8 protein-coding genes are annotated in these 11,782 nt (G+C 61.6%); 5 read left to right on the top strand and 3 right to left on the bottom strand.

The window, feature by feature from the left end; genetic code table 11:
- The first annotated feature begins 223 nt into the window (after window positions 1–223).
- Window positions 224–1,603 (top strand): exodeoxyribonuclease VII large subunit, encoded by a 1,380-nt coding sequence (xseA, locus tag VF684_RS13905; RefSeq protein ID WP_257725784.1) that lies wholly within the window; start codon window positions 224–226, stop codon window positions 1,601–1,603.
- 116 nt (window positions 1,604–1,719) lie between these two features.
- On the opposite strand, the gene VF684_RS13900 is transcribed toward xseA, so the two are convergent.
- Window positions 1,720–2,439, bottom strand: a complete 720-nt coding sequence (locus VF684_RS13900) for a GntR family transcriptional regulator (RefSeq protein ID WP_376898471.1) — start codon at window positions 2,437–2,439, stop codon at window positions 1,720–1,722.
- Window positions 2,440–2,686: 247 nt separating this feature from the next.
- On the opposite strand from VF684_RS13900, the gene mngA reads away from it, so the two are divergent.
- Both mngA and mngB read left to right on the top strand, forming a co-directional pair.
- Window positions 2,687–4,633, top strand: coding sequence for a PTS 2-O-a-mannosyl-D-glycerate transporter subunit IIABC (gene mngA / locus VF684_RS13895; protein WP_376898473.1), 1,947 nt, complete (start codon window positions 2,687–2,689; stop codon window positions 4,631–4,633).
- 86 nt (window positions 4,634–4,719) lie between these two features.
- The gene (gene mngB, locus VF684_RS13890; protein ID WP_279458708.1) at window positions 4,720–7,374 is read left to right on the top strand and encodes a mannosylglycerate hydrolase; all 2,655 of its coding nucleotides are present in this window, start codon (window positions 4,720–4,722) and stop codon (window positions 7,372–7,374) included.
- 169 nt (window positions 7,375–7,543) lie between these two features.
- Here mngB and VF684_RS13885 read toward each other — a convergent pair whose 3' ends face one another.
- Together VF684_RS13885 and VF684_RS13880 are read right to left on the bottom strand one after the other, a co-directional pair.
- The gene (locus tag VF684_RS13885) at window positions 7,544–8,533 is read right to left on the bottom strand and encodes a D-alanine--D-alanine ligase (protein WP_257724845.1); all 990 of its coding nucleotides are present in this window, start codon (window positions 8,531–8,533) and stop codon (window positions 7,544–7,546) included.
- 204 nt (window positions 8,534–8,737) lie between these two features.
- Window positions 8,738–9,346, bottom strand: a complete 609-nt coding sequence (locus VF684_RS13880) for a 2OG-Fe(II) oxygenase (protein ID WP_201913264.1) — start codon at window positions 9,344–9,346, stop codon at window positions 8,738–8,740.
- 350 nt (window positions 9,347–9,696) lie between these two features.
- Between VF684_RS13880 and VF684_RS13875 the strand changes: the two genes are divergently transcribed.
- Together VF684_RS13875 and VF684_RS13870 are read left to right on the top strand one after the other, a co-directional pair.
- Window positions 9,697–10,173, top strand: coding sequence for a glutathione peroxidase (locus VF684_RS13875; protein ID WP_440174312.1), 477 nt, complete (start codon window positions 9,697–9,699; stop codon window positions 10,171–10,173).
- A gap of 182 nt (window positions 10,174–10,355) precedes the next feature.
- Window positions 10,356–11,759, top strand: coding sequence for a DEAD/DEAH box helicase (locus VF684_RS13870; RefSeq protein ID WP_021230569.1), 1,404 nt, complete (start codon window positions 10,356–10,358; stop codon window positions 11,757–11,759).
- Window positions 11,760–11,782 lie beyond the last annotated feature (23 nt).

Here is an 11,782-nt window from a genome sequence, read left to right as displayed (position 1 = left end):
CTAAGAGATCAACGGCATCTAGGCAAGCCGCGACTTGGCCAGATGCAGGCAAGCACGAGGGCTTTTATCGGGAGCCATACTGCCTGCCCGAATAAACGGCAGCGTTTCCAATCTTGCTTTTCTGCTGCTGGCGCCTCCTGCTTAACGCCCTCCCCCTGTTTCGGGTTAAGATAGCGGCCACCGTTTTATCCCGGCCCCGCCGGAGCAGACCACAGGTACGCCTTTGAACCGATTTACCCCATCCAGTGCGGCGAGCGGCCGCGAGCAGCAGGTCTTTACCGTCACCCGCCTCAACAGCGCCGTGCGCATGATCCTGGAGCAGGATCTGGGGCTGGTGTGGCTGACCGGCGAACTCTCCAATCTGGCGATGCCAAGCTCCGGCCACTGGTACTTCTCCCTCAAGGACATGTCGGCGCAAGTGCGCTGCGCCATGTTCAAGGGCAACAACCGGCGGGTGGCCTTCCGCCCGCAGGATGGCATGCAGGTACTGGTGCAGGCGCGAGTCTCTCTCTATGAGCCGCGCGGCGACTACCAGCTGATCATCGAATCGATGCAGCCGGCGGGCGATGGCGTGTTGGCGCTGCGTTTTGAAGAGCTCAAGCGTCGCCTCGGGGCCGAGGGGCTGTTTGACGAAAGCCGCAAGCGGCCGCTGCCCCGTGAACCACGGGCGGTGGGCCTTATCACCTCAGCCACCGGCGCGGCTTTGCACGATATGCTCACCGTGCTCAAAAGGCGTGCGCCGGATCTGCCGGTCTTTATCTACCCGACTCAGGTACAAGGCAGCGCCGCCATCAGCCAGATCGTAGCGGCGATCGCCAAAGCGAACCAGCGCGCCGAGGTGGATGTGCTGATTGTCGGGCGCGGCGGCGGGTCGCTCGAAGATCTCTGGTGCTTCAACGAAGAGGCGGTGGCGCGTGCCATTGCCCACTCCGCCATCCCTGTGGTGAGCGCGGTGGGCCACGAGGTGGATGTCACCATCAGCGACTTTGCCGCCGACTTGCGCGCCCCTACCCCGTCGGCTGCCGCCGAGCTGGTGGCGCCAGACAATCAGGCCCGCATCCAGCGCCTCGCCCACCTTAAACAGCGACTGCTGCAGGCGATGAACCGCCAGCAGACCGCCGCCCGCCACGATTTCATCCTGCTGCAAAAGCGGCTCGACCATCAGGATCCGAAGCGGCGACTGGAGCAGCAGTCCCAGCGCCTCGACGAGCTCTCTACCCGTTTGCAGCAGCTATTGCGCCAGCGGCTGCATCAGGGTGAGCGGCGCCTCACCAACCTTGAGCTGCGCCTGCAGGGCAAGAGCCCGGAGCGCTTGCTGGCCGCCGGCAAGCGCCGCCACCAGCTGGCCGAGGAGCGGCTCTATGCCCTGATTGCCAAGCGGCAAGACCTTGCGAGCCACCGCCTCGCCATGCTCACCGCCCGCCTTGACGGGGTGAGCCCGCTCGCTACTCTGGGTCGCGGTTACTCCATCACCCGCACTCTACGCGGCGAAGTCATCAGTCGCGCCGATCAGGTCAACAGTGGCGATCAGCTCGTCACCACCCTGGCACAAGGGAGCCTGCAGGTGCGGGTCGAGGGGATCGTCAAGGACTCAGCGCAGTAGCTCGGCTGATTCAAACCACCAGCCAATCTGCTATTCAGCCCGGCAATCAGCCAAAAACAAAGGCCACCACCGCAAACACGGTGGTGGCCTTTTTCAGCTCGGGTGCTGTCGCCTGCTCACCCCTTGGCGCGGCGGGCGACCAGGGTGAACTTGTAGTCATCGCTCTTGAAGAAGTTGCGACTGAACTCGAACACTGTGCCATCTTGCAGGAAGCCGCGGGAAACCTTCTCGATAATGGGCTTGGCAGGATCGATACCGAGCGCCTCCACCACCTGCGCCGAGGGGAGCACCGGAATGATCTCCTGCTCGCTGCGGTCGATCACCAGCTGCTTGACCTCTTCGATGTAGTGGTACTTCGAGCCCTGCATCACCGCATAGCTGAGATCGGGGAAGAGGGCGAGCGGCATCCAGGTCTCCTCCAGCGTTACCGCAATCTGGCGAATAAAACGCACCCGCTTGACGTAGTAGACCAGCGCCCCTTCCAGCAGATTGAGCCGCTCGGCCAGCTCGCTGCTCGCCTTGATCACCTCGAAGGCGAGAATGTCGCTGTGGGTCTCGGCCGCCGGATCGGTCACCTTCTCATAGAGGCTGGTGAGCTGATAGATGTCGTAGTTCACCTTCTCCTGCCGCACATAGCTGCCGCTGCCCTGAATGCTCTCGATGACATTGAGTTCGGTCAGCTGCTTGAGGGCCTGGCGCACCGTCACCCGGCTCACCCCGAACTGCTCGCGCAGCTCGGCTTCGGTGGGCAGGGCACCGCCGGGGGCCAGCTCCCCTTGCGCAATCCACTGCTGGATGGTGTCGGCTATCTGGCGATACATGGGTTTTTTCGACACGAAAGGCCACCTCGTCGGCTCTGCGCCATGATAAATGGAAGAGGCGCCATTCTACCCCAGTTGCCCGGCAGACAAAACGGCTCAGCCTCATTTGACCTAACAAATCACCTTGACCAGACAATACAAAAACAATACAAATAACGAATTGTATGATACCACTCACAAAAATCAGTCGGCCGGTTTGTTAGCATCGCTGTCACTTTCACCATGACGGCTTGCTGGCAAGCCAACCTGACAGAGGATCATCATGAATCTGACCAGTCTTACCGGCCCCCATCTCATCACGCTGCAAACCCGGTTTGCCGATCGGGATGCGGCCATTCATACCCTGGCTGATCGGCTCGATCAGGCCGGCAAGCTGCACGACAAGGCCGCCTTTCTGGCCGCGGTCATGGCCCGCGAGGCGCAGGGCCCCACCGCCCTTGGCGAAGGGCTGGCAGTGCCCCACGGCAAGTGCGATGCGGTGCGCGAAGCAGCCTTTGCCGTCGCTACCCTGAGCGAGGAGCTGGGCTGGGAGGGGATCGACGGCCCCGAGCCGGTCAACCTGATCTTCATGCTGGCGATCCCGACCGATCAGGCGGGCTCCACCCATATGCAGCTGCTCACCACCCTCACCACTGCCCTGGTGGATGACGATACCCGCGAGGCGGTGCTGGCGGCCCAGAGTGCCGAGCAGCTGATGGCGCTGCTTGATGGTGAAGGGGATAGCGGCAAGCAACCAGCAAAAGAAGACAACTTAGATACAAATAAACCCACTGTGGTCTGTGTCACCGCCTGCCCGGCGGGGATCGCCCACACCTATATGGCTGCCGAGTATCTGGAAAAAGCGGGGCGCAAGCTGGGCATTCGGGTACTGGTCGAAAAGCAGGGTGCCAACGGCATCGAGGATCGCCTGCCGCAAGCAGCGCTCGATGCTGCGGTGGCTTGCATCTTCGCCGCCGAGGTGGCCATCAAGGAGCAGGAGCGTTTTGCTGGCATCCCCCGGATCGAGACGCCGGTGGCCGAGCCCATCCGCCATGCCGAGCGGATCCTCAATGACGCGCTGGAAGCGGCCAAGGCCGGTCGCACCGCCCCGACGCCCAACACCAGCCAGAGCGACGCGCCAACCGGCAAGAAGGTGGGCCTCAAGACCGAGCTCAAGCAGGCGCTGCTGAGCGGTATCTCCTTTGCCGTGCCGCTGATCGTGGCGGGCGGTACCGTGCTCGCCGTCTCTGTGCTGCTGGCCCAGATCTTCGGCCTGCAACATCTGTTTGATACCGAGAACTCCTGGCTCTGGATGTACCGAAAACTCGGCGGTGGCATGCTGGGCACCCTGATGGTGCCGGTGCTGGCGGCCTATACCGCCTATTCGCTGGCCGACAAACCGGCGCTGGGCCCGGGCTTTGCGGCGGGACTGGCCGCCAACATGATTGGCTCCGGTTTTCTCGGCGGCGTGGTCGGTGGTCTTATCGCCGGTTACCTGATGCGCTGGGTCAAGCAGCATGTGTGCCTTAGCCCCAACTTCAACGGCTTTCTCACCTTTTACCTCTATCCGGTGATCGGCACTCTGGTGGCGGGCAGCCTGATGCTGTTTGTCATCGGCCAACCGGTAGCCTGGCTCAACAACAGCCTCACCGAGTGGCTCAACGGCCTCTCCGGCACCAATGCGCTGGTACTGGGCGCCCTGCTCGGCTTTATGTGCTCGTTTGACCTGGGCGGCCCGGTCAACAAGGCGGCCTACGCCTTCTGCCTCGGCGCCATGGCCAACGGGGTTTACGGCCCCTACGCCATCTTCGGCGCGGTCAAGATGGTTTCGGCCTTTACCGTCACCGCCTCCACCATGCTGGCGCCGCGCCTGTTCCAGACCTTCGAGATCGAGACTGGCAAATCGACCTGGCTGCTGGGGCTGGCGGGGATCACCGAGGGTGCCATTCCGATGGCCATCGAAGATCCGATCCGGGTGATCGGCTCCTTCCTCGCAGGCTCGGTGGTCACCGGCGCCATGGTGGGTGCCATGGGGATTGGTCTCTCCACCCCGGGGGCCGGCATCTTCTCCCTGTTCCTGCTCCATGATGGCGGCCACGGCGCCTTGATGGCTGCCGCCGTCTGGCTCGGGGCGGCGCTGGTGGGCACCCTTATCTCCACTGTGGTGCTGATCGGCTGGCGCCGTCACGCCATGCAGCGCGGCACCTATCAGGTGGTCGCCGCAGAGTAAGGCTCATCTTCACAACCGCTTTTTCAACAGACTATTTTTCCGCACGGCAGGCAAGGGCCGCCGTGCGTCAGCAAAGGATCATTGTCATGACAGTTTCACGAGTTCACATCACGCCGCACATGCACTGGGATCGGGAGTGGTATTTCACCACCGAGGAGTCCCGCATCCTGCTGGTCAACAATATGGCGGAGATCCTGGCGCGTCTTGAATCCGACCCCGACTACAAGTTCTATGTGCTCGACGGCCAGACTGCGGTGCTGGAGGATTACTTCGCCATCCAGCCCGAGAACAAGGCCCGGGTGAAGGCGCTGGTGGAAGCGGGCAAGCTCATCATCGGCCCCTGGTACACCCAGACCGACACCATGCAGGTGAGCGGCGAGTCCATCCTGCGCAACCTGCTCTACGGGATGCGCGACTGCCTTAGCCTTGGCGAGCCGATGAAGATCGGTTACCTGCCCGATTCGTTCGGCATGTCCTCCCAGCTGCCCCACATATTCAACGGCTTCGGGATCGATCGGGCCATGTTCTGGCGCGGCTGCTCCGAGCGCCACGGTACCGACAAGACCGAGTTCCTCTGGCAGAGCAACGATGGCAGCGAGGTGACCGCCCAGGTCCTGCCGCTCGGCTACGCCATCGGCAAGTACCTGCCGGAAGATGAAGCGGGCCTGCGCAAGCGGCTCGAATCCTACTTCGAGGTGCTGGAGAAGGCCTCGGTGACCAAGGATATCCTGCTGCCCAACGGCCACGACCAGATGCCGCTGCAGCAGAACATCTTCGCCATTATCGACAAGCTGCGGGAGATCTACCCCCAGCGTGAATTCCACATGAGCCGCTTCGAGCAGGTCTTCGAGCGCATCGAGGCGTGCCGCGACCAGCTGGCCACCCTCAAGGGGGAGTTCAACGACGGCAAATACATGCGGGTACACCGCACCATCTCCTCCACCCGGATGGACATCAAGCTGGCCCACGCCTCCATCGAGAACAAGATCGTCAATATCCTCGAACCGCTGGCGAGCATCGCCTGGGCGCTCGGCTTCGAGTACCACCACGGGCTGCTTGAGAAGATGTGGAAGGAGATCATGAAGAACCACGCCCACGACAGCATCGGCTGCTGCTGCAGCGACAAGGTGCATCAGGAGGTGATGACCCGCTTCATTCTGGCCGACGACATGGCCGAGAACCTGATCCGCTTCTACATGCGCAAGATTGTCGACAACATGCCGGTGGCGCTCTGCGAAGACGGCGTACAGGTGGCTGACAAGCTCTGCCTGTTCAACCTGATGCCCTTCCCCCGTCAGGAGGTGATCAACACCAGCATCCGCATTCGCGCCCAATCCTTTGCCCTGAGCGATGAGGCGGGCCAGCCGGTCCCCTACTTCATCCGCGCCAGACGCGAGATTGACCCGGGACTGGTGGACAGACAGATCGTGCACTACGGCAACTACGACCCCTTTATGGAGTACGACATCCAGCTCTGCCATCCGCTGCCTGCCATGGGCTACTGCACTCTCCATATCGAGGGCAATCAGCCGGGACTGGAGCAGCCGGTGACGGCCAGCGGCGAGCTGCTGGAGAACGATTTTTATCGCATCGCCCTCAACGACAACGGCACCTTGCAGATCCTGGACAAGCTGCGCGGCACCACCTTTGATCAGGTGCTCACGCTGGAAGAGGGCTCCGATGATGGTGACGAGTATGACTACTCGCCATCGCGGGACGAGTGGCTGCGCTACTCCACCGAGTTTGCGGTGACTCGCGAGGTTACCCATCAGGCATGGCAGAGCATCGCCACTCTCAAACTGCGTATGGCCTTGCCGGCCAACCTAGCCGAGCGGGCCAACCGCCAGTGCAGCGGCCACCTTGATGTCACCTGCCGCATCACCCTGGCGCACCAGAGCCCACGCATCGACATCGAGCTGGAGCTCGACAATCAGGCCGATGATCACCGGGTGCGGGTGCTGATCCCCACCCCCTTCCCGAGCGACACCGTGGTATCCGACAACCAGTTTGGCTGCATCACTCGCCCCACCCGCGACAGCGCCATGGCGAACTGGGAGGCGGAAGGGTGGAAAGAGGCCCCCATTCCGGTCTGGCAACTGATGAACTTCGTCGCCCTGCAAGATGGCAAGCAGGGGCTGGCGGTGCTGAGCGACGGTCTGCGCGAGTTTGAAGTGATTGGCGAGCAGTGCGACACCCTGGCACTCACCCTGCAGCGCGGGGTCGGCGTACTCGGTAAAGAGGAGCTGCTGCTGCGCCCGGGTCGCCCCTCCGGCATCAAGCTGCCCACCCCGGACTCCCAGGTGCGCGGCAAGCTCAGCTGCCGTTTCAGCCTGCTGGCGTTTGCCGGCGATCACATCAGCGCCAACGTGATGCAGGCGGCGCGCAGCTACCTCACCCCGGTACGCTGCTACAACAAGATCCCGTTCGATGCCATGAAGCTCAACAAGGCGAGCTTCGCCACCCCGCTCCACTTCAGTCTGCTCTCCATGGATCCCTCCGGTCCGGTGCTGAGCGCCCTGAAAAAAGCCGAGGATGAAGAGGCGCTGGTGATCCGGGTCTACAACCCGAGCGAGCAGGCTGTGCTGAAGGGTGGCAAAGTGAGCTGCGAACACGCCCTGAGCGACTGGCAAGCGGTGCGGATGGACGAACAGCCCCTGCCCCTTGAACTGGCCGCTGGCGAGTTTGGCGAGCTGGCGCCGTGCCACTCCCGCAGCGTGCGCTTTCGGGTGGATCGCGGCTAACCGCCGGTAACACCCACAGCTATCAACAGGCGGGGAAGAGTCATCCCCTCCCCGCCTGTTTATCCCTTCAAGCTGGCCTGCCCCGCTTGATAAAGACATAAAAAATCCCCGCCAATTGGCGGGGATTTTTTATTGGGTCCTGCTTCATCCCGCGAGCGGGAGAGCGCACTTAGCTGGCCTTGTGCAGGATCTGCTCAAGGTAGTCGGCGAAGCGGTGACCGTGATGCTCCAGCAGTTTCGGGAACATGGAGATGGAGGTCATGCCCGGGAAGGTGTTGATTTCATTCAGCAAGATCTCCCCCTCCTCGGTCAGGAAGAAGTCGATGCGCGAGAGATGGGTCAGTTTCAGCTGACGGAACGCCTTGAGGGCATACTCGTGGATCGCATCGGCCTGCTCCTGGGTCAGCCCCTCGGCACGTAGTGCCGTCTCGGTATGGCTGGCGCTGCTGTACTTCTCTTCATAGGTGTAGAACTTGTCCTGCGGCACGCAGATCTCGCCCGGATAAGTCGCCACCAGCTCGTCACCGTACTGGTAAACCGCTACTTCCAGCTCACGCGGCTTGACCGCTTTCTCGATCAGTACCTGTTCGGAGTAACCGAAGGCATCGGCAATACCTTTTACCAGATCCGCTTCGTTGCTAGCGGAGTAGCAGCCAACGGAAGAGCCCTGGGAAGCGGCCTTGATAAAGACCTTGCCCCACTTGGCCAGCGCAGCTTTGGCCTCGGCGAGCGCCGCCTCATTTTGTTCGGTCAGGAACAGGTACGGGGTGTTAGGAATGCCAATGGCGGAGAGCCACAGCTTGGTGCTGATCTTGTTGAAGCAGATCTTGCTCGCCTCGGCATCGCAACCGAGATAAGGCAATCCGGCCAGCTCGAGGAAGGATTGCAGATCGCCGGTCTCACCCGGGTAGCCGTGGATGCAGGGCACCACGTAATCCACCGGACGGGCCACGCTGTCGAACGAAAGCAGCTTGTCGAGCCCCAGCTTGCACTCGCGGCCATCGGCACTGAGCCAGCGATCGGCGAACATCTCGACGCGGGTCACTTCGACACCGGGCAGAAGGCCCAGTTGTTGCTCGAGGAAATTGGCGCTGCGCAGAGAAACTTCGTGCTCTGAGCCACCGCCGCCGCACAGCAGCAAGACATGCATGTTCTTCATTAGATGTGATCCCTTGGGAAAAGCGGCCTCGTCATGACCATTTGATAAGCCAACCACCATAAAAACCGGACGAAGCCAGATACGAACATAAGTGCGCGCCAGTGTAGCAAGGGAGATCAACCCTTGTCAGCTGATGGGAGACCCATGACCCCACTTCTTGCAGTGAAAAGTCTCCCCTGTGTCAAAATCGGGACACATTGTCCCTCAGCGCGGGGGATCGACCCTTCCCATGCCGTTGCCATTGACCCGAAACCAGCCGGCAATGCTGTAGCGCTCGCGATTGGCAGGCAGCACCTCATGGGGAAACTCCTCGGAGAGAAACATGACCAGCCGCCCCCCATTGGGGCTGACATCCATCAGAAACTGCTCCTTGTCGTCATACATGCGCAGCACTCCACCCGCTTCGGGCAGCCAGTCGTTGTTTAGGTAAAAAACGGTGGTAAGACGGCGGTTGGAGCGACCGGCAAAGGCATCCCGATGGGTGGCGTAAAAATCCCCGCTGCGATAGCGGGCGAAGTGGGCCTCGTAGTCGAACAATCCCAGCATCAGCATCCGGTTGGCGGCAAGACGCAGGGACTCCATCCGCGCGAGATAGTCGGCCACCGGCGCACCGAGGGAGGGCTCCAGCCAGTGGATCTGGTCACGGCGAATATCTGGATTGCCCTGGTGCAGGGCGTCACGGCCGATCCCGGCCGGTTGCCATTCGCTTGGCAAACAGGCTTTGAGGGCATCCACCTCGGCGGCGGTCAAAAAATCATCCACTATCACCCATCCCCGGGTGTAAATGGCATCCATGGCAGCTTGATAGTCCAAGATTGGCTCACAATGAGTGGAAAGAGGGCGCTTTGTAGCGACTTACCGGCAAAGTCACAAACCGGTTTGCTTCTCTTGAGAAGTCCCGACATCAATACGTGAGTTGCTGCCCGCCTCCCCGCATTTTTGTCGCCAGTTGTGATCCCGCCCTGCCAAAGAGCGTATTGGCTGTCGAAACTGTGATGGCCCTTGCAATCGGGACGAGGAGGCGCCGCGGCCTCCTTGCGGTGCCAAGAGCCAGCCGATACCGTATCCGCATCGCCATGTTGCTGTTCATCCGGCGCTTGTCTCTGTCACCGACCGAACCACTCACGGCACAACCCGCGCATCACCCACGAAAGGAGCTTCTTATGCCTCTGCCCGATCTCACTTTGCAACGACTGGATGGTACCCCCTACCCGCTGACTCAACTGGCGGGCAAGGTGGTGCTGGTGGTCAATGTGGCCAGTCGCTGCGGCTTTACTCCCCAATATGAAGGGCTGGAAACGCTCTATCGGGAGCTCGGCCCCAAGGGGCTGGTGATGTTGGGCTTCCCCTGCAACCAGTTTGGCAATCAGGAGCCGGGGGATGCGGACGAGATCGCCCGCTTCTGCTCCCTCGACTATCCGGTCACCTTCCCCATCATGGCCAAGTGCGATGTCAACGGTGAGCATGCCCACCCCTTCTACCAGTGGCTCAAGCAACAGAAACCGGGCTTTCTTGGGCTGGAAAGCGTCAAATGGAACTTCACCAAGTTCCTGATCGACCGCGATGGCAATGTGGTAGAGCGTTTCGCCCCCCAGGCCAAACCGGAGAGTCTGGCCGAGCAGATCCGCGAGATGCTCTGATGCTCCCGCACCGTTTTACGCCACTGCGTTGAACGATTGTATGGCGGCCGGTGCGACAGCTACTGCGCAGCGGCCGCTCTTTTGCTATATTACAGCCCCACTATCTTTTCCATATCGTGGCTGGCCCCAACACGCTGGCTGCCCGTTGAGCCAAAGGCTCATCTCAGGAGTTTCTCTCGAACATGTCATTCAACGAACTGGGTCTGTCTCCGCATATTCTGCGGGCCGTCAAGGAGCTGGGTTACGAACAGCCAACCCCCATCCAGCAGCAAGCGATTCCGGCCATTCTGGCCGGTCAGGATGTGCTCGGCGGCGCTCAGACAGGCACAGGCAAAACGGCCGGTTTCACCCTGCCGATGTTGCAGCGTCTGCTGGCCAACCACGGTCGTGGCCGTCGTCAGGTGCGCGCACTGGTACTGACCCCGACCCGCGAACTGGCGGCACAGGTGGGCGAGAGCATCATCAAGTATGCCCACCACCTGCCGTTCAAGACTCTGATCGCCTATGGCGGTGTCAGCATCAAGCCCAATCTGGACGCCATCAAGCTGGGGGTGGACATTCTGGTCGCCACCCCGGGCCGTCTGCTGGATCTGCTGACCCAGGGCGCCCTGACCCTGAGCCAGCTGGAAGTACTGGTGCTGGATGAAGCGGATCGCATGCTCGACATGGGCTTTATCGTCGACATCCGCCGCATCATGAAGGCGCTGCCTGCAGAGCGGCAAACCCTGCTCTTCTCTGCCACCTTCTCAAACGACATCAAGGCGCTGGCGGATGACCTGCTGAACGACCCTACACTCATCGAGGTGGATCCCAGCAATACTGCTGCCGAGCAGGTGACCCAGCGCATCATTCAGGTGGATCGGGAACGCCGCCGCGAGCTGCTCTCCCACATGATTGGCCGTGGCAACTGGCAGCGGGTACTGGTGTTTGTTCGCACCAAGCAGATCGCCGACCGCCTCGCCCAGCAGATGCAAAAAGATGGCCTCAATACCGTGGCGATCCACGGTGACAAGAGCCAGGGTGCCCGCAACCGGGCGCTGGCCGATTTTCGCAGTGGCGAGGTGCGGGTACTGGTAGCGACCGATATCGCCGCCCGCGGTCTGGACATCGATCAACTGCCCTACGTGATCAACTTTGAACTGCCCCAGATGGCGGAGGATTACATCCACCGTATCGGCCGTACCGGCCGCGCCGGTCGTGGCGGCGAGGCCATCTCGCTGGTCAGTCAGGACGAGCTGGGTCAGCTCAAGGCTATCGAAGCCCTGATCGGCCAATCCCTGACCGTGGAGATCCTGGAAGGGTATGAGCCAAGCGGCAAGCCGAGTCGCCAGACTCTGCCTGGCAGCAAGCCGGTGCAGAACCCGCCTCGGGCTCGCGGCCATGCCAACGCCAAGAGCAGCAATGCCAAGGGCAAGCCAGCCGCGGGCAAGGGCAAAGCCAAGGGTGACGCCAGCAAAAATCCCGCCCAGTCTCCTCAAAACAAGTCCCGCAAGCGGGAAGTAGTGGGTGAGGATATCGGCTTTGCGCCAATGCGCCGCTTGCCCAAAGCAATGCGCGACAGCTATCAGGAGAGCAGCGACGAGTAAGCTCGCGCGACGCTGACAGTCAA

This window comes from Aeromonas sp. Lyrl_2, assembly GCF_051948815.1.
In the GTDB taxonomy this organism is placed as follows: domain Bacteria; phylum Pseudomonadota; class Gammaproteobacteria; order Enterobacterales; family Aeromonadaceae; genus Aeromonas; species Aeromonas veronii.
Note: the sequence above shows the minus strand (reverse complement) of the source record. Positions and strands in the feature narration are given on the sequence as shown.